Below are 18,641 nucleotides of genomic sequence, written 5' to 3' on the forward strand. Positions count from 1 at the left end.
CGTCCGCCGAGCCACTCCGAAACGCCCTGATTTCCGCGCTGGCCGCAAATGCGCGACAGCGGCCGCCGGACGGCCAGCGTCACCGTGCGCCTGCTGCTGCCGGCCCGAACCGGCCGGGCCACCACCACACCAGGCCCGAGCACCCCGCCACTCGGCGACGAGATACCACGGCACACCACGGCGCCGCCACAACCGCCCGCCGCCGCACTGGAACCCCTGGCGGCGGTACAGGTGCGCGAGCTTCCCGCCGCCCCGACCGCCGACCGCTACCTGTTGAACCGCCGCGAGGTGGCCACGGCGGACGAGGCCGGCCCCACCAGGACAGTCGTATCTGGCCCCAGGATGATCGATCGGATCCTCTGCAGCGGCTACGTTGCGTAGCCGATGGACCTAGGTAACCGGCGCGCACTCATGCCGATGTGCGTGAACGTGATTATGCCCAGACGGACGCACCGTCCAGCGGCGCGCTGGACACCGGGTGTCAGGAGTGCGTGGGCTGGGGTAGGAGCTCGTGGACGTTCCACAGCCGCACCACATTGTCCTCGCAGGCGACGGTGGCCAGGGTGGTGCCGTCGGGGCTGAAGGCCACGGCGCCACCGCCGAAGCCCTTGCCGCCGGGGTTGAGGGTGCGGACGTTCGTGGCGGTGGCCACGTCCCACAGCCGTACCGAGTAGTCGCCGTTGTTAGCGACCGAAGCGATGGTCTTGCCGTCGGGGCTGAACGCCAGGCTCTGCACGCTGGCGGTATGGCCGGTCAGGGTGGCCGTCTGCTGGCCGGTGGCCGCGTTCCACAGCCGGATCGCCTCGCCGCCGGCAGTGGCGAGCGTTTTGCCGTCGGGGCTGAACGCCAGGCTCTGCACGCCGGACGTGTGGCCGGTGAGGGTGGCGGTGGTCTGGCCGGTGGCTGTGCTCCACAGCCGCACGGTCTTGTCGGTACTGCCGGTGGCGAGCATCTTGCCGTCGGGGCTGAACGCCACGCTGTGGACGCCGCTGGGAAGTCTCCGACGTGGCCGGTGAGGGCGGCCACCGACCGGCCGGTGTCCGTACTCCATAGGCGAGCCTGGTTGTCCCAGGCTCCGGTGGCAAGGGTCTTACCGTCGGGGCTGAATGCCATGCCCATGACCCAGCCGCTGTGGCCGGTGAGAGTGGCCGTCGTCTGGCCGGAGGTCACGCTCCACAGCCGCACCGTGTTGTCGGAGTGGCCGCTGGTGGCGAGGGTTTTGCCGTCGGGGCTGAAGGCCACGCCGTAAAGGCCGCGGCCGGTCGGGCTCAGCGTCGCGGTGACCTGCCGCGTGGCCAGACTCCACAGCTTCACGGCAAAGGGGTCGCCGTTCTCGGCGGCGGCGAGCGTCGCACCGTCCGGGCTGAACGCGATGCCGCTGATCGTGCCGGTGCCGGTGAGCACGGCGGTGGGCTGGAGGCCGGGCGCGGCGCCGTCATTACCGGTCGGGGTGTCCCGGGTCGCGGTGTCCCGGTTCGTCAGCCAGACGATCATGGCGGCGGCTAGCACCAGCACGGCGGCGCCGGTGACCAAGGCGCGGACCGGCCTCCGCCGCGGCCGATCGGCCACCGGCGCCACTGGCTCCGGCGTCGGCGCGGGCGTTTCGACGGACTCGGTCACCGGTGCGAGCAGGGCTGGCGATGCCGAGACCGGGAACGGCAGACTGGGAATGGCAGGTTCAGGCATGTCGGCCGTGGGAGAGACGGGCTCCGCCACGTCCGGGACCGGCGGCGCCGCCACGTCGGCGGGCCCGGCGCCGCCCAGCATGAGGGCGCCGCCGGCCACGATCAGCTCGGGCTGCTCGATCACCGTCGGGGCGATGCCCAGCGACCGGTGCAGCAGGGTGGCCGACAGGGGTATCCGGCTGGAGCCGCCGACGAAAAAGACCGCCGCAACGTCCGCGGCCCGCAGCCCGGCGTTGCGTACCGCGAAGCGGGTCGCCGCGATCGTGCGGTCCAGCAGCGGCCGGGCCAGGTGCTCCAGCTGCTCGCGGCCGAGGACCACCTCCAGTTCGAGGAACGGCACGAAGATTGTTGTTGCAGCGGTGCGCGACAGCGCCTCCTTGGCCAGGCGCACGTCGTCCCAGAAGCTGCGCGACGCGCGCCGGTCCGCGGGGCTGACCGGGGCGGTGAGCCGCCGCCAGGCCTCCGGATCGGTGGTGGCGTAGGTGGCGCCGAGATGGGCCACGATCGCCGCGTCGATGTCAAGGCCGCCGGCGTCGAGTATGCCCTCCTCGGCCAGGACCGCGAATCCGTCGGGGGTTCGCCGCACCACCGACGCGTCGAACGTGCCGCCGCCGAAGTCGTACACGAGCAGGGCGGCGTCCGGCGCGACCGTGTGGTTGAGCGTGAGCACGTAGTAGGCCGCGGCGGCGACGGGCTCGGCGACGAACCCGGCCAGCGGCAGGCCCGCGATGGCCGCCGCCTCCGACAGCGTCTGCCGGCGCCGGGGGCCCCATCCGGCGGGGTGGCTCAGCACGAGTCGGTCGACCGGAGCGGCGGCCACCCGCACCGCCTCGTCGTGCACGCGCCGCAGCACCGCTCCGATGAGCTCGGCGACCGGGACCGCACGGTCGCCGAGCAGGACGTCCCCGTCGTCGATGCGCGACTTCGGGTGCGGTTCGAAGGCGTCGGGCCGGCTGCGGGAGGCCTGTACGGCGTCGCGTCCGACGAGCACCTCACCTGTAGGCGACACATACACGGCCGAGGGCAGCACGGGGGTCTCACCGAACAGCAGCGGCACGTTCCGGCCTCCGTCGAGCCCGACGACCGCCACCGTGGACGAGGTACCGAAGTCGATGCTGAGCATCACCATGGCCCCAGGTACTACCACAGCTCGGCAACTCGACCGCCGTCGGAAAGACGACTCAGCTGCCATCGGGGAATCCGGACAGCAGCAGCTGCTGCGCAGCACGAAGTGACCCTGCTGACGGCTGCGGACCGCAGCGCCGCGTTGATCACCGTCGACGACAAGCTCCGCGCCGTTCGCAATAGGTCACTCCTGTAGCGTGAAGTGGGCGCCCTCTTCTGCCGCTGCGGGAGCGCGGTGACCGAACAGCGCTCGTCACCGACGGTGCGCAGCCTGACGAGGCCGGAGCTCCCGATCGTGCCGAATCGAGGACGTCCACTGCCGGATGTTCGGGCAATATGACGCCATGCCGTCGGAACCCAGTGCGTACGTTCACAACACGTTGCTGAGTCGTCTTGTCGGCTTCCGTCTCTACTCGGTCCAGTTCGTCATGGACTACCTGCAGCTGCGCTTCGACGGACCGACGGAAGACATGCCGGTCCTCAACTGCGATGTGTTACCCGTCGTGGAGACGCCGGCCGGTCTGATCCGTCCGGACCAGGAAGGCTACGCCGATGCGTTGCGTAGGTTCATACCGGGCCGTGTCGTCGCAACGGTAGCGGAGACCGGCCGCGGCCTTCGGATCGAGTTCGACGAAGGCGCGATCTGCCTACATCCCGAGGCCGACGAGGTGCCCGGACCAGAAATCGCGCTCCTGAGCGGCTTCGAGGACGGGCGTTGGATGTGCTGGCGTCCCGGCGAAGAGTCCTTCGAAGATCTCGCATGACCGCGCTCATACCGCTTCGGGCCTGGCCGCGCCAACCTACGTCCAGCTAGGTCGTCTCGCGATGCCTTCCCCCGACCGGCCGTGTCATCGCCGCGCACGCTCATGCCGCGGCCAGCGCGTTCGCGATGGTTGCGCTCAGTGCTGTAGCCGCTGTCGGCGGCCGTGGGTGTTGGCGTTCTGGGTGAGGTCGGCGCGTAGGTGGGTGCGGGTGCGCATCAAGATCCGTCCGAGCATGTTCTTGCCGGTGCCACTCCGACCGCGTCCCCAGTAGTGGTCAGTGCTGGTGTCCTCGACTATCTCCTCGTCCCCGGTGTCCAACAGGATGGCGCGGATGTCGGCGTGGGCGGTGAACTTGGCCGTTACGGCCCGGCGCATCACGTCGTCTTTGACCCGTTCCCAGTCGCGGCGCAGCGGCCAGGACCGGTCGCGGCCCAGGTCGGAGGCCCGCAACGGGGTCGCCGTCCGCCGGATGAGTTCGGCGTGGCGGGTACCGGGAAACTTCTGGGCCTGGAAATAGTGCTCGGAGGTCGTCCACCAGTGGCCGTCGAGGTCGAAGCCGTGGCCGGAGAAGTTGGAGAAGCAGCCGTACGGAACCTCGTCGGCACCGTAGAAGTAGATCGTCATCTGAGCCTCGGAGCGGGGGTCGGGATCTGCACCGTGTCACAGGCATCGACAGAGCGGCAACCGACTTCGCTGGACACCATCCGGATCTGCCGCTGGTGTTGCGGGGCGGCAGGACACCGCTGGTAACAGCGAGTGACAGGCCCGGCGGGGGCCGCGGCTTCCTGTCCTGCCGATGACAGCGCACGGGATCTCGCCGTCTGAGGTGTTATGGATCTCTACGTGCTGTTCCGCTGGACGGTGACGATCTCGACGCCACATGGACTGCTCTCGTGGTGGGTGAGGACGTAGTCGCGGTCGTGATCGAGCGCGAGCCCGTCCACCGTGGCGATGCGGTTGCCGGGCTGCCAGCGGACGTACTTCGCTGCCTCGACCCGCCAACCGTCGTCGGTGTCTCGCAGCCGGTACCGGTAACCCGGGACAATCCGGATCGGTATCCCGTGTTCACTCCGCAGTTGCCGGGCAACATGAGCGTGGTCGGGCTCCGGGCCCTGGGCTGGCCGTGCGTCGTCTGGCTCGAGCTCGACCCGTTGCGTGGTCAGCAGGGTCGGGCCGGGTTCCTCAGTGATGCGGACGACGGTGTCGTTCGGCGCTGCGTGGCGGACGAACAGGGTGCGTGAGGTGGCGGGCGGACCGGCCACCGTCCACAGCTCGCGGAAGCCCTGCCGTCGCAGGTAGGCATGCAGGCCCGGGAGGCGCGGCCAGGCAGCGATGCGCAGGAAGAAGCTGCCGTCGCGGTACGCCCGGACGCTGGCCCAGTCCAGCAGTTGGGCGCCGACGCCCTGGCCGAGGAAGTCGGGCCTGACCGCGAGCCGAGACAGGTGGGTTGCCGCGACCCGGCGGTCCCCTTCGGCCCACAGCCCGGGACCCGGATCAGCGGTGCTGAGCGTGGCGGTGGCGGCGACGTCTCCAGTCGCGGTACCGAGCAGCCACACCTCACCGCGGCCGATCGACGCAGCGACGGCGTCCTGCCGGTCCGGCCACGTCAGCCACGCGGGGATGCCCTGGCTGTGCAGCCACGCGGCGGTCCTGTCCAGCAGCTCGAGCACAACGTGAAGGTCGTCGGGTCTGGCCCGGCGCGCGGTCAACGGACCCGTGACCATGCTCCTGAGCGGTCCGGCCGCGCCGCGATGCTCGTCAATGGATCCGTTCGCGGTGGTCCGCTCCTCCTCGACGTCGCCCGGACCGGTGGACGTCTCGCCGCCGGCTTCGCGGTCCGCCCGGTCGAGGAACTTCAGCAGCAGCCGGGTGGCCGCCAGCCAATCGTGCGGGTCGTCGTAGCCGGCGGCGCCGTCCGTGATGTTCCCGGCGGAGTCGTAGCGGTGGGCCTCGTTCGTGAGCTCCCACAGGACGGCACCGCACGCCTTGTACACGTCCATGGGCAGCGGCCCGTCGTAGGGTTGCGTGGCGTCGTCGTCCTCGAGGCCCGGGTACGTCAGCTCCGTGAACTCGCGGTCAAGGGCGTTCGCCGCATCGTGCACCGGCATTCCCGCAGCCGCTCGGGCCGCCAGCGCAACGATGGCATCGACGATGCGGTACAACGCCTCGGGCAGCCCGCTGACGTGGTAGAGGCGCTGGTACTCCGCCACGAAGGCGGCAACGCACCGCAGATACGCATCGGATGGCAACGTCTTCAGGCGAGCACTGAGCTGGGCTCGCAACTCGTCGGGGTCGAGCTTGGCCAGCTCGGCGTCCGCTCGCCCGCCCATCCAGGATCCTCCCACTGCCACACCCGATGCGCCGCTGCGTCGGCTCCTTGCGCCAGCGACCGGCAGCCTCAGCCAGTAACCTCGCTCAGCTTGTTCTTTAACCTGTGGGCTCGGGCGAGTGGCCCCGGTGAGACATGGCGACAGCCCTTGATTGATCATGTTCTTGTCGAAGGAAGATGATCTCTACCAAGGGCTGTCGTGAAGATTGTGCATGACGCGGACGTGGCTGCCACGTCCGGGGAGCTGGCGACGCTGTCACGGTTCCGGTCGGAGCTCTACGGATGCCTGACCGCGCGGGCGGACGCGTTGTTCGAGTTGAGCGACGCGCTGCTGTGTACCGAAGCGCCGGTGAAAGCGTTGGTAGACCTGACGTTGGCGCCGGAACACCGGCGCGGTCACGGCGCCATGTACGACGGGCTCAATGAGGGCCGCATCGATATCGAACGCTTGCGGACGACGGTGGCCGGGCTCGTGTTGCCGAGGGCGGCCGACGGCAGGCTGATGCTCGCGGTCGATGTCAGCCCGTGGCTGCGACCGGACGCAGCGACCAGTCCAGACCGGTTGTTCTGTCACGTCTACGGCCGTGGCCGCAACGCCGACCAGTACATTCCTGGCTGGCCGTACTCGTTCATCGCCGCCCTCGAACCCGGGCGGACCTCGTGGACGGCGATCCTGGACGCGGTCCGGCTCGGCCCAGACGACGACGTCGCCGAGATCACCGCCGTCCAGGTCCGTGCAGTGGTCCAACGCCTCGTCGAGGCCGGGCAGTGGCGAACCGGTGATCCGGACATCCTGATCGTGTTCGACGCCGGCTACGACCTGGCCCGCCTGGCGTTCCTGCTCACCGATCTCCCGGTCGAGATCGTCGGCAGGATCCGCGCCGACCGGGTCATGCGACTACCGGCACCACCCCGCGAACCCGGCTTGAACGGGCGCCCGCCCAAGCACGGCAAGGAATTCCGGCTCGCCGAGCAAAGCACATGGCCTGACCCTGCGGTGATCACGACAACCGACACGACCCGCTACGGCACCGCCGTCGCCATCAGCTGGGACCGGCTGCACCCGCGGCTCACCCACCGGGCCGCATGGCTCGACCACCAAGGCGACCTGCCCGTCCTGGAAGGCACGCTGATCTGCCTCACCGTCGACCGACTGCCCGGTGACCACGACCCGAAACCGGTATGGCTATGGTCCTCCCGCACCGCAGCGACACCGTCGCATGTGGACAGACTCTGGCAGGCATACCTCCGCCGCTTCGACCTCGAACACACCTTCCGCCTGTTCAAACAGACCCTCGGCTGGACCGCGCCGAAACTCCGCGACCCACGGGCGGCCGACCGCTGGACCTGGCTGATCATCACCTGCTACACCCAACTCCGGCTGGCCCGCACCCTCGCCGCCGATCTCCGCCGACCCTGGGAACGCCCCGCCCTCCCGGGCCGACTCACCCCGGCACGGGTCCGTCGCGGGTTCCGAAACATCCGGCCGAAGACCGTCCGTCCCGCCAACGCGCCAAAACCCTCGACGCCAGGCCCCGGGCGCCCAACAGGATCCAAAAACACCAACACCACCATCCGTCATGACGTCGGCAAAACCACCATGCGGGACAAGACACTCAAGGAACGGCAGCAACGCACAGGTTAAAGAACAAGCTCAGAGCGTGTTTGAGATGTGGTTCATGATTCGTCGGGCCAGCGCCAGCGTTGTTGGCGGGTGGCGGGTTCGCCTCTGGCGATCCGGCTGGTCATGGTGTTGATCGCGGCCCAGCGGATCATGGCCTCGGACGTGGCAGGGTGGCGTTCGTAGTCGCGGGCGAGGCGGCGGTGGGCGGTGAGCCAGGCCAGGGTTCGCTCGACGCACCAGCGGCGCGGGATGACGGCAAAGCCGTGCTGGCCTAAGGGTTTGCGGACGACGTGCAGGGTGGTGCGCAGGATCGCGGTGGCCCAGTCGACGAGCTTGCCGGCGAAGCCGCCGTCGGCGAAGACGAACCGGATCGGCGTGATCAAGTAGGCCGAGAGCAGGGTGGTCTTGGCGCCGTCACGGTCCTGGACACTCGCGGCCAGAACGACCACGACGATGAGCAGCCCGAGCGTGTCGGTGACGATGAACCGCTTGCGGCCGTTGATCTTCTTGCCGGCGTCGTAGCCGCGGCTGTCCCGGCCGACGGTGTCAGCGCCTTTGACACTCTGGGAGTCGATGATCCCCGCGGTCGGCTGCGGGTCGCGGCCCTGCTGGACCCGCGCCTGTTCCCGCAGTGCGGCCAGCATCGCCTCGGTGATCTTCGCGTCCTCCCACTGCTTGAAGTACCAGTAGACCGTCTGCCACGGCGGGAAGTCCGCTGGCAGGTACCGCCAGGCGCAGCCGCTGCGGACCACGTACAGGATGCCGTCCACAACGGACCGTCGCGGATGCGACTCAGGCCGGCCACCGGTCTTCGGAGCCGGCAGCAGCGGTTCGATCAGCGCCCACTGCCCGTCAGTCAGATCCGAGGGGTACCGCCGCTGCCGAGACATCCGGCCACCTTCGCGGCATCGACACCGATGGTCACGCAGGCGCGCCGAACAAGATCCGAGAACTTCTCAAACACGCTCTGAGCTTGTTCTTTAACCTGTGCGTTGCTGCCGTTCCTTGAGTGTCTTGTCCCGCATGGTGGTTTTGCCGACGTCATGACGGATGGTGGTGTTGGTGTTTTTGGATCCTGTTGGGCGCCCGGGGCCTGGCGTCGAGGGTTTTGGCGCGTTGGCGGGACGGACGGTCTTCGGCCGGATGTTTCGGAACCCGCGACGGACCCGTGCCGGGGTGAGTCGGCCCGGGAGGGCGGGGCGTTCCCAGGGTCGGCGGAGATCGGCGGCGAGGGTGCGGGCCAGCCGGAGTTGGGTGTAGCAGGTGATGATCAGCCAGGTCCAGCGGTCGGCCGCCCGTGGGTCGCGGAGTTTCGGCGCGGTCCAGCCGAGGGTCTGTTTGAACAGGCGGAAGGTGTGTTCGAGGTCGAAGCGGCGGAGGTATGCCTGCCAGAGTCTGTCCACATGCGACGGTGTCGCTGCGGTGCGGGAGGACCATAGCCATACCGGTTTCGGGTCGTGGTCACCGGGCAGTCGGTCGACGGTGAGGCAGATCAGCGTGCCTTCCAGGACGGGCAGGTCGCCTTGGTGGTCGAGCCATGCGGCCCGGTGGGTGAGCCGCGGGTGCAGCCGGTCCCAGCTGATGGCGACGGCGGTGCCGTAGCGGGTCGTGTCGGTTGTCGTGATCACCGCAGGGTCAGGCCATGTGCTTTGCTCGGCGAGCCGGAATTCCTTGCCGTGCTTGGGCGGGCGCCCGTTCAAGCCGGGTTCGCGGGGTGGTGCCGGTAGTCGCATGACCCGGTCGGCGCGGATCCTGCCGACGATCTCGACCGGGAGATCGGTGAGCAGGAACGCCAGGCGGGCCAGGTCGTAGCCGGCGTCGAACACGATCAGGATGTCCGGATCACCGGTTCGCCACTGCCCGGCCTCGACGAGGCGTTGGACCACTGCACGGACCTGGACGGCGGTGATCTCGGCGACGTCGTCGTCTGGGCCGAGCCGGACCGCGTCCAGGATCGCCGTCCACGAGGTCCGCCCGGGTTCGAGGGCGGCGATGAACGAGTACGGCCAGCCAGGAATGTACTGGTCGGCGTTGCGGCCACGGCCGTAGACGTGACAGAACAACCGGTCTGGACTGGTCGCTGCGTCCGGTCGCAGCCACGGGCTGACATCGACCGCGAGCATCAGCCTGCCGTCGGCCGCCCTCGGCAACACGAGCCCGGCCACCGTCGTCCGCAAGCGTTCGATATCGATGCGGCCCTCATTGAGCCCGTCGTACATGGCGCCGTGACCGCGCCGGTGTTCCGGCGCCAACGTCAGGTCTACCAACGCTTTCACCGGCGCTTCGGTACACAGCAGCGCGTCGCTCAACTCGAACAACGCGTCCGCCCGCGCGGTCAGGCATCCGTAGAGCTCCGACCGGAACCGTGACAGCGTCGCCAGCTCCCCGGACGTGGCAGCCACGTCCGCGTCATGCACAATCTTCACGACAGCCCTTGGTAGAGATCATCTTCCTTCGACAAGAACATGATCAATCAAGGGCTGTCGCCATGTCTCACCGGGGCCACTCGCCCGAGCCCACAGGTTAAAGAACAAGCTTAGACAGAGCCGGACCAGATGTGCAACGTCATCGCGTACCTCCGGATCCTCGCAGCGAAGCAGTCCGGCTTCGACAATGGCGTCCTGCAGAGCCGCCGGGCAGACAGGACGTCCGCTGACACGGTGCATCCCCGGCCGATCCTCTTGATCAAGCCCCGCCACCCATTGCACCGCTGCCCGCACCTGTTCGTCCGTCAGAGCAAAGGCGGACATTGCGGCGGGTAGCTCGATCGTGGTGAATGACCAGTAGCTCCCGAACAAGTCGGGATTGGCCGGATTCTTGAGATAGCGCAACAACTCCGACGGAGAAGCCCCCGCCCTCAAGCGCGCATGGAGCCCGACACCGAGGAGTTCGTCGTCCTCGTCGGGGAGGTCATCCGCACGGTCGGCCAACGCCGCCAGTGGAGTGTCGGCCTTTGGGGGAACGAGGTCGAGGCTTCGTCGACCGGCGGCGTTTCGGAGCACGATCGGCTCGTCCTCGGACATTGCGAGGTCGACGAGGACATCGTTCAGGCTGACGAGGTGGTTGTCCGATACGATCCGTAAGGCCAGATATCTGGCGTCGAGGGAACAGTCCCGACCAGTGAGGTAAGGGCTTACCAATTCCTCAATGGCCGGGTAGGTCAGCCCGGACAGGTCAAGGTGCTCCGCCTCGTCCAGCGAGTAGTCGTCGGCGAGCGCGAGGAGCCGACGCAGTAGCGACTGTCTGAAGTCCGGGTCGGTGAGTTCGACCTGACTGCCGATGAATGCTGCCGGATCGTCATCGAGCAGATCCGCGAACCGGCCGGGGTCCAGGGCGATGAGCCACGCCGCAACCGCCTGAACCTGAGGTGCGAGCCGCCCACCGGGCACCCGCAGCAGTGCGTCCAGCTGTTCCTTCGTCAGCTCAAGATCCGATAGATGGCGTGCAGCCAGATACTCGGCGACCGTCTGGTGAGTGAATTTCATGGTGTCGTCCGACGCACCCTCGAACAAGGCGGTGCTGAGGACATCTGGGTATGGCGCCGGTATCGGTGTCTCCGGGAAAGGGCTCGTGTAGTCGTCTTCCGACAAGGAGCGCCCGTCATCCGGATCATGCAGTCTGAACGTCTTGCGGGTGGTGAACAGGCTCAGCACGGCGAGACGCCCTGCGCCGTCTCGGAGGGCGCGGTGGTCGCCGGTGTCGCCGGCCATCTGCCGACGCGGGTTCTGCTCTTTGCACAAGCGGTCGATCGCGCGGTCGTAGAGGTCGCGCTGGGTACTCGGCAGCGATTCACCTGCGGCTTTGTACTCGTCGAGGAGGAACTCCAGATCCTTCGGATGACGCGTGAGCGGTGCCGCCTTCGCAGTGACGACAGCTTCGAGAAACTCCTGCCCGGACACGCCGAAGGCGTCGGCGAATGTCACGACGTCACGATCGGTCAGAGCGATCAAATCCAGTACGGTGACGTCGTCGCCGAGGGCCTGTTGAAGCACGTGGCTGACACCAGGGAGCCAGGCGGCTGTGCGACACGCAAGGACCAGCCGGACGCCCGTAGGCAGGTCCTTCACAACGTCTTCGATCAGGTCTGCCAGCTGGGTCGTCGCCAACGTCGACTCATCCATGCTGTCCAACGCCAGCAGCCCAGCGGCGCCGTGGGGGCCGAGTTCGGCCAACGCTCGCGTGATCTTCGCATGCAGATCACCGTAGGTGCCCAAGGCGATGAAGCGCGCTCGCTCGCCGAGTGACTCAACGAGACCTCGGAGCTCGACCGTCTTGCCCGCCCCCGGCGGCGCGAGCAGGACCGTGCAACGGCCAGTGATGCCGTCGGCAAGACTCAGCTGATTTCCGTCAGACGGATAGACCGTGTTCCGGTCGCTGCTGCTCCGGTTCATCCAGAACCGGGAAATGGGTGTCGGGATCCGGATCACCTGGTCGAGCCTAGAACGTTCGTGGCGGAACTCCGAAGCTGAAACTCTTTCGCGGGAACGCCGCGGCTGTCGAGCCAATGCAACGATCCCCCGGCCGAGCGGCCAGGGCATCCTCAATCATCTACATGCGCTTGCTACTGCTCAGGCAGAGGCACCGGCCACCTACCGTCGATGATCACGACATCGATATCGCGGCCAGTCGCGGTCGTTGTCCATGCTCTGGGAGTCCCGCTGCGGATCGAGACCGGCGCACTGCATCCCCTGGCAACGCCTCCGACCTGCAGGTAGAGCTCGGCCAGAACGTGCGCCTGGGACCGTGTTTCGGGCCGCACAAGATGGATCGCACCTGCGCCAAACTGTCGCCCTCCCCCACGATCGTCGGCCTCTCATCCAGGCCCTTCAAGCCACGACGATCGCCTGTACCCCTTCGCCCGGGTCCCCGCACAGCCCCTGACCCAAGACCAGCACCACATACGCCAGGACTCTTCCCGGAGCCTCTCCTCCCGGTCGGGACAACCGACACAGCACGGCGGTGCCGAACTGACACGGCGCCCGCAGATCCCACGCACTCGGACGCGCTATTTTCAGGTGCGGCGGCGGGCGGCCACCGCCGATACGCCGATGGCGGAGCCAGCGGTCGAGCCGATAACGATGATCGCTACGTATGCCAGGGGACCGACTGCTGCAGGAAATATCGCAGCGCCGACGACGATGGCCAGCACGGCGCCGATAGCTCCACCAGCCACGACGGCTGCGAGAACGGCTTCGCTCGCTGCGCGACCACTACCGCGCGCGCGATGGGGTTCGGGAACCATGACAACTCCACACCATCGAGTAGGTAGATATACCTACCTAGAGTAGGTGGTGCTACGCTACTGCTGACAGGTTCAGACATCTTCGGACGCCGGAGTTGACCCATGGGCCAGATCCGACTCATCCATGTTCCGTATGGCCCACATCGCGATCTCGTCCGAGGCCTGCGCGAACTCCACCTGCGTGCTGGACTGCCGAGCGTTAGGCGACTAGCTCGTGTAACCGGTGCGCTGAGCCATGACACAGTGCATCGAGTGCTCGTCGGCGCCAAGGTGCCAACGTGGGGGCCATTGGAACTTGTCGTCGAGGCCCTCGGCGGTGATGTCGAGGAGTTCCGCCGGTTGTGGATGTCTGCGCAGCGGCGTGCGGAGGTTGATGGTGACTGACGACCGTCTTGTGCTGGCCTTGGTGGTCGATGACGATCCGTTCGTTCGCAGGGCGCTCACGCTGTACCTGAAGCAGGCCGGCTACGACGTAGCAGAGGCGGGAAACGGCCAGGCAGCAGTCGAACTAGTCAAATCGCTTCGGCCAGGCGTCATCATCATGGATGTGATGATGCCGCCCGGCATCTCCGGCATCGAGGCCACCCGTCACATCGTCGAGTGGGATCCATCGGCCCGCGTGGTGATGTTCTCGGTTCACCAGACCGACGACGTAGTGTCCGCCGCCGTAGCGGCAGGAGCAACAAGCTATGTCACTAAAGAGACGCCATTGCCGACGCTCCTCGACGCGATAGCCCGCACGGTCGATGGACAGTCTGTGTTGATTCCTGCACCAAAAGCGCCGGCTAGGCCGCTGCCGGGGTCTGCGCTGAGCCCGCGGGCGCAGGACATCCTCAACATGACGGTAGAGGGGCTGACTGCACGGCAGATCGGTGAGCGTTTGACACTCTCACCGCGAACCGTCGAGGGTCACCTACGTGACGTCTACGCTCAGCTTGGAGTCACCAGCCGTGCGCAGCTCGTGCAAGTGGCTGTTACTGGCAATCTGGTGTCCGGAGGCTCGGCGGTGGGCGGAGTTGTTGAATCGCTGACCTTGGGGTGGAAGAATCTCACCGAGCGCGAACGAGCCGTCGCGATGCTAGCCGGACGAGCGCTCACGAACCAGCAGATCGCCCGCAGGCTCGGCATCAGTATGCATACGGTCAATTTCCATCTTCGGCAGATCTTCCGCAAGCTCTCCGTGTCGAGTCGCGTTGATCTGTCGAGGATTGCCGAGCAGGCCGCCGAGCAAGCGCCTGAATGAGAACCACTCTGCATCTGTCTCCGACGCCAACCCCCACGCGACCGGCCCCGGCGTTCGTGCAAGGTCGAGGCATGGTATTCCGTCGGATGTGGGCGTCTTGATGGTCATGTGTGGGTCAGAGGCGACTATGAACACCATAGTGCCGCAGTCGCAGGGCGAATCGTGATCCGCCGAGGTCCGGCGGAGGGTCGTTACAAAATGCTGGCATCGCCAGCCACACGCTGCGTCGACCTTCGAGTGGGACGCACCGTGAGAAGCGCGTATCAAGAGAGTTTGGCCGCGACGAGCATGACGTCGCGGTCAGCCTGCCACACGACGATACGCGCGCCTGGCGGCAGCGACGCGACGCAGCGGACGAGCTCGGCCCGGTCGCGGAGAAGGCCGACGCCACAGCTACGCACCATGACGCCTCGGTCCGAACGACGCAGCCCCGCCCCACTGGGTTCGAGCCCGCCCGGCATCTCCGACGCGAACGGACTCAAACCGCCTGCTACTGTTCGGACGGCGGCACCGGCCAGCAACCGTCGATGATCACAACGTCGGCATCGCGGCCGGTCACGGCCGTGGCCCATGCTCCGGGAGACCCGCCGCGGATCGAGACCTGCGCACTTCATCCCTCGACAACGCCTCCGACCTGCAGGGATAGCTCCGCCAGAACCTGCGTTTGGGGCCGCGTTTCGGGCCACGGAACATGGATCGCACCTGCGCCAAACCGTCGCGAGGATGGCGATCGGCCGCAGCCCACGGCGGTGGCGCATCACCACGGTCCCGGATCCGGGCGCTGGCCCGCCCGGATCTGGTGCGGCGTGACTGCACCGTCGATGCGGCCGCGGTCGACACCCGCTGGTGCGGGACATCACCTACGTCGACATGTGGGAAGGCTGGCTCTACCTCGCCACCGTGATCGACCTCGCCTCGCGGCTGCGGGTCGGTGCCAGCGGGATCCCGGCCTGCTTCAGGACTCTGCCGATCGTCGATGCGTCGACTGTCGTCGCGCAAAGCAAGGGTGCGAGGGGCGGGCGTCGATGTTCGATGGTATGCCCGACTCGGTGGGCGTTCCGGCGACGACGTGGTGCGGCTGGCTGGGCCTGGTCCGTTGTGCGACCGGCCCGGCCAGCCGTTCCGCGTCACGCCCCCGGTGCCTGGCCGGTTGGCGGGATGACGGTGGTTGCCGGGTCTTGGCCGCCGGTGTCCAACCGGAACGGCGGGTAGGCGTCGGTCATCAACGAGGTGTACGCGGCGACCCGCAGCACCCACCGGTTCAGGCCCAGGATGAAGTCGTACAGGCCCTGGGGGTACCGGCCGGTGACGGCCAGGACGACCGCGGCGACCAGCACCAGCAGCCCGATCAGGCCGCCGCCGGTCCAGCTGTAGTTGTCGGTGTCGGAGTTGACGGCGAACCAGGTGCCGCCGCCGGCCAGGACGCCGACGATCAGCAGGTGCGGCAGGGCCAGCAGCCACCACTTGACCAGCACCAGTCCACGCGAGAGGTGCTCCGGGTAGGACACCTCCAGGTGCGCCGGGTAGTCGGGGACCTCGGCCAGCGTGAACGGCGGGTACCGGTCGGTGCCCAGCGCGCTGTAGGCGTAGTAGTTGACCCGCCAGGTCCAGCGCATCACACCGACGTTGAAGTCGAACAGCGGCCGCGGGTACCGGCCGGTGAACAGGATCGCGAAGAACGCGACCACGGACACCACGCAGAATCCGATCCACAGAGGGATGAGCACGATGAAGTGCGGAACGGCAAGCACCCACTTCACCAGCCACAGCCAGCGGGACAGGTGCGAATCCAGGCGCGCGTCCACGCGCACCGGATAAGCGGTCGTTACGGTCATGATCGTCGGGCCTCCAACGGATCGGTTGTCGCCGTGGTCCGCCGGGCGCGGAAGCGCCCGACCGGATCAAACTGCTGGCCCGTCCGGAGTCCGAATGGCGAAGCATCCTGCCCGCGACCCGCCGCACGCCCGTCGTCGCCGATGAAGTGCGGGTCGGAATTCCACTGGCATCGCTCGGCCCGCAAACGCGGCGGCGCCACATCTGGCCACCGAGGTCTGGGGCAGCGCGCCCATGGGGCGCCGGCCGGTCAAGCTACCGACGAACCGATCCATCACTGACTGTACGCGCTATCGGCGTGGAGCGTTGCGCTGCGTGTCGCCTTCCCTGAGCACACCGCGACCCCGACCACGGCCGGCGGTTCCGATTGGCCCGCTTCGGGCAGGTGCTCACCCGGCTGAAGGGGCGTAGGGTCATCGCTGTCGCCCGAGTCCCCGGTGGCTTGACAGTCCGCCGTCGACGGACGCGTCCTATCGAGGTTGTGGTCTTCGTGACCGGGCGAACCTGGACTCCCATCGCCGCCGTCGGGCCGACCATCCACGACGTCCAGCGGCCCTGCACCGGCAGGGCCGGGGCTCGCGCAGTGTCCTAGCAGCGACGGCGCCAGGCCTCGGCTGCAACTCCCGACCGTCTCGGCGACTCGCCTCCGGCATACCGGACGGCGAGCGCGATCAGCGGCCGGTTCGAGGCGCCGTTTGTTCGCCGCCATCGTTCGCTGCCGCCCCGCGCGCCGGAATCTCAACGACATCGCACGATGCACGGAGAGGCAATCGATATGACCACCACCATCCGATCACCAGCTGCACCCCGGGCGCCAATGAGCTCCCTGCGCCGGACCGCGCTCGCCGCGGGCGTGTTCTACCTGCTCAGCTTCGTCTCGGTCCCGACCCTCGCCCTGTACGCGCCGGTGCGGGACGCGACCTACATCTCCGGCATCGGCTCCAGCAACGGTGTGATCGTCGGTGTCGTCCTGGAGATCATCGTGGCCCTGGCCGGTATCGGCACGGCGGTCGCGCTGTACCCGGTGCTCAAGCGGCAGAACCACGGTATCGCCTTGGGCTTCGTCGGCTCCCGGGTCCTGGAAGCCGCCACCATCTTCGCCGGCACCGTGATCCTCATGACCATGGTGACCCTACGCAAGGACGGCGCCGCCGCGGACGCGCTGGCCACCGGCAACGCCCTGGTCGCCATGCACAACTGGACGTTCCTGATCGGACAGGGCCTCATTCCGGCCGTGAACGGCGTGCTGCTGGGGACCCTGCTGTTCCGGTCCCGGCTGGTACCGCGGATCCTTCCTCTGCTGGGGTTCGTCGGAGCGACCCTGCTGGTCGTCTCCGCCGTCGCGACGCTGTTCGGCCTGTGGGCGCAGGTGTCCACCGCGTCGGGCCTGCTGACCCTCCCGATCGGCGTCTGGGAGTTCTCGCTGGGCGTCTACCTGATCGTCAAGGGGTTCAAACCCACACCGCTCACGGCGGCGATGGTCCTTGCCAGCACCCCGCCCGCGGACCGTCCGGCCGTCACCGTCTGACCGCCCGTCACCGAGGCCGGCCATCCCGGGCCGGCACAACACCGCAATGCAGGCGCGACCCCCGGCTCACATGTGCAACGTTCGTTCGCGTGGAGCCCCACCGATGGAGGCGACCATGACCGCCCAGCAGCACCCGCCGACGCACGTACCAGCCGCCACACCCACGACCGGCACGATGGCGGCGATGGTCCAGGAGCGCTACGGCGAGGCCGAGGAGGTACTGCGGCTCGCAACGATCGCCAGGCCCGCGCTCGGCGACGGCGACGTGCTGGTGCGCGTGCTCGCGGCCGGGGTCGACCGGGGCGTGTGGCACGTCGTGGCCGGCCTGCCGTACCCGGTGCGCCTCGTCTCCGGCCTCCGCAACCCCAAGGCCCGGATCCCCGGCACCGACGTCGCGGGACGGGTCGAGGCGGTCGGCAAGGACGTGACCACACTGCGGGTCGGCGATCACGTGTTCGGCGTTGCCGGCGGCTCATTCGCCCAGTACGCCCGCGCCGCGCAGGACAAACTCGCGCCGAAGCCGAAACTGCTCAGCTTCGAGCAGGCAGCAGCCGTGCCCGTCTCCGCCTGCACCGCCCTGCAGGCGGTTCGGGACCACGGCCGCGTCCAGCCCGGCCAGCGGGTGCTCATCATCGGCGCATCCGGAGGGGTCGGCACGTTCGCCGTACAGATCGCCAAGGCCTACGGCGCCCACGTCACCGGCATCTGCAGCACCACCAAGCTGGACCTGGTCCGCTCCATCGGCGCCGACCACGTCATCGACTACACCCGCACCGACGACATCACCGAGGGACGGCAACGCTACGACGTGATCATCGACATCGGCGGGAACCGCTCGCTCACCACGCTGCGGCACGCCCTCACCCCCCACGGCACGCTCGTCATCACCGGCGGCGAGACCGACGGCCGCTGGCTCGGCGGCACCGACCGGCAACTGCGCGCGATGATCCTGTCCCCGTTCACCAGCCAGAAACTCGACACGTTCATCGCCACCCAGAACACCGCCGACCTGCTCACCATCGCCGAACTCATCGACGCCGGCACACTGACCCCGATCATCGACCGGACCTACCCACTCAGCGAGGTCCCCAAGGCCATCCGGCACCTGCAGGACGGTCACGCCCGCGGCAAGGTCGTCATCACCGTCTGAGCGCCCCCGGCGCCGCAGCCGGTCCAGGACAGCCGACGATCGCTGACCGGAGAGGTCGAGATGTCGAACCGCACCGCACCACCGCCGGTCGGACCCGCCCTGATCGCCGTACCCCCGC

Annotated in this window: 14 protein-coding genes and 2 pseudogenes; 6 read left to right on the forward strand and 10 right to left on the reverse strand. The window is 68.0% G+C overall.

The window, feature by feature from the left end; genetic code table 11:
- Window positions 1-48: 48 nt before the first annotated feature.
- Window positions 49-381, forward strand: coding sequence for a hypothetical protein (locus ACPPVO_RS36220; protein WP_426514937.1), 333 nt, complete (start codon window positions 49-51; stop codon window positions 379-381).
- A 100-nt stretch (window positions 382-481) separates the two neighbouring features.
- Here the strand turns inward: ACPPVO_RS36220 and ACPPVO_RS36225 are convergent, their stop codons facing one another.
- From ACPPVO_RS36225 to ACPPVO_RS36235, 3 genes and pseudogenes are all read right to left on the reverse strand, one after another.
- Window positions 482-736: a WD40 repeat domain-containing protein gene (locus ACPPVO_RS36225; RefSeq protein WP_426514764.1), complete on the reverse strand. Its 255-nt coding sequence runs from the start codon at window positions 734-736 to the stop codon at window positions 482-484.
- 99 nt (window positions 737-835) lie between these two features.
- Window positions 836-1,051, reverse strand: a pseudogene (locus ACPPVO_RS36230) (WD40 repeat domain-containing protein); the annotation flags it as partial.
- 47 nt (window positions 1,052-1,098) lie between these two features.
- Window positions 1,099-2,877 (reverse strand): annotated as a pseudogene (locus tag ACPPVO_RS36235) (Hsp70 family protein); the annotation flags it as partial.
- Window positions 2,878-3,154: 277 nt separating this feature from the next.
- Between ACPPVO_RS36235 and ACPPVO_RS36240 the strand changes: the two are divergent.
- Window positions 3,155-3,574 (forward strand): hypothetical protein, encoded by a 420-nt coding sequence (locus ACPPVO_RS36240; protein ID WP_426503045.1) that lies wholly within the window; start codon window positions 3,155-3,157, stop codon window positions 3,572-3,574.
- A 135-nt stretch (window positions 3,575-3,709) separates the two neighbouring features.
- Here ACPPVO_RS36240 and ACPPVO_RS36245 read toward each other — a convergent pair whose 3' ends face one another.
- Both ACPPVO_RS36245 and ACPPVO_RS36250 read right to left on the reverse strand, forming a co-directional pair.
- The gene (locus tag ACPPVO_RS36245; protein WP_426503047.1) at window positions 3,710-4,198 is read right to left on the reverse strand and encodes an NADAR family protein; all 489 of its coding nucleotides are present in this window, start codon (window positions 4,196-4,198) and stop codon (window positions 3,710-3,712) included.
- A 215-nt stretch (window positions 4,199-4,413) separates the two neighbouring features.
- The gene (locus tag ACPPVO_RS36250) at window positions 4,414-5,904 is read right to left on the reverse strand and encodes a GNAT family N-acetyltransferase (RefSeq protein WP_426503048.1); all 1,491 of its coding nucleotides are present in this window, start codon (window positions 5,902-5,904) and stop codon (window positions 4,414-4,416) included.
- Between the two features lie 198 nt (window positions 5,905-6,102).
- On the opposite strand from ACPPVO_RS36250, the gene ACPPVO_RS36255 reads away from it, so the two are divergent.
- On the forward strand, window positions 6,103-7,548 hold the full coding sequence (locus tag ACPPVO_RS36255) for an NF041680 family putative transposase (RefSeq protein WP_426503049.1): 1,446 nt from the start codon (window positions 6,103-6,105) through the stop codon (window positions 7,546-7,548).
- A gap of 32 nt (window positions 7,549-7,580) precedes the next feature.
- Here the strand turns inward: ACPPVO_RS36255 and ACPPVO_RS36260 are convergent, their stop codons facing one another.
- From ACPPVO_RS36260 to ACPPVO_RS36275, 4 genes are all read right to left on the reverse strand, one after another.
- Window positions 7,581-8,417, reverse strand: a complete 837-nt coding sequence (locus ACPPVO_RS36260; protein WP_426503050.1) for an IS5 family transposase — start codon at window positions 8,415-8,417, stop codon at window positions 7,581-7,583.
- 90 nt (window positions 8,418-8,507) lie between these two features.
- The gene (locus ACPPVO_RS36265) at window positions 8,508-9,953 is read right to left on the reverse strand and encodes an NF041680 family putative transposase (protein WP_426503049.1); all 1,446 of its coding nucleotides are present in this window, start codon (window positions 9,951-9,953) and stop codon (window positions 8,508-8,510) included.
- 18 nt (window positions 9,954-9,971) lie between these two features.
- The gene (locus tag ACPPVO_RS36270) at window positions 9,972-11,954 is read right to left on the reverse strand and encodes an NACHT domain-containing protein (RefSeq protein ID WP_426503051.1); all 1,983 of its coding nucleotides are present in this window, start codon (window positions 11,952-11,954) and stop codon (window positions 9,972-9,974) included.
- A gap of 584 nt (window positions 11,955-12,538) precedes the next feature.
- Window positions 12,539-12,676 (reverse strand): hypothetical protein, encoded by a 138-nt coding sequence (locus ACPPVO_RS36275; protein WP_426503052.1) that lies wholly within the window; start codon window positions 12,674-12,676, stop codon window positions 12,539-12,541.
- 466 nt (window positions 12,677-13,142) lie between these two features.
- Here ACPPVO_RS36275 and ACPPVO_RS36280 point away from each other — a divergent pair, with 466 nt between their 5' ends.
- Entirely contained in the window at window positions 13,143-14,012 is an 870-nt protein-coding gene (locus tag ACPPVO_RS36280) for a DNA-binding response regulator (protein WP_426503053.1), read from the forward strand.
- 1,127 nt (window positions 14,013-15,139) lie between these two features.
- On the opposite strand, the gene ACPPVO_RS36285 is transcribed toward ACPPVO_RS36280, so the two are convergent.
- The gene (locus ACPPVO_RS36285) at window positions 15,140-15,847 is read right to left on the reverse strand and encodes a DUF4389 domain-containing protein (RefSeq protein WP_426503054.1); all 708 of its coding nucleotides are present in this window, start codon (window positions 15,845-15,847) and stop codon (window positions 15,140-15,142) included.
- Window positions 15,848-16,662: 815 nt separating this feature from the next.
- Between ACPPVO_RS36285 and ACPPVO_RS36290 the strand changes: the two genes are divergently transcribed.
- A complete protein-coding gene (locus ACPPVO_RS36290; RefSeq protein WP_426503055.1) occupies window positions 16,663-17,373 on the forward strand; it encodes a DUF4386 domain-containing protein in 711 nt (236 codons plus the stop codon).
- A gap of 175 nt (window positions 17,374-17,548) precedes the next feature.
- Window positions 17,549-18,523, forward strand: a complete 975-nt coding sequence (locus ACPPVO_RS36295; RefSeq protein ID WP_426514765.1) for an NAD(P)-dependent alcohol dehydrogenase — start codon at window positions 17,549-17,551, stop codon at window positions 18,521-18,523.
- The last annotated feature ends 118 nt before the right edge of the window (window positions 18,524-18,641 follow it).

The sequence above is a fragment of the Dactylosporangium sp. McL0621 genome (assembly GCF_049995355.1).
In the GTDB taxonomy this organism is placed as follows: domain Bacteria; phylum Actinomycetota; class Actinomycetes; order Mycobacteriales; family Micromonosporaceae; genus Dactylosporangium.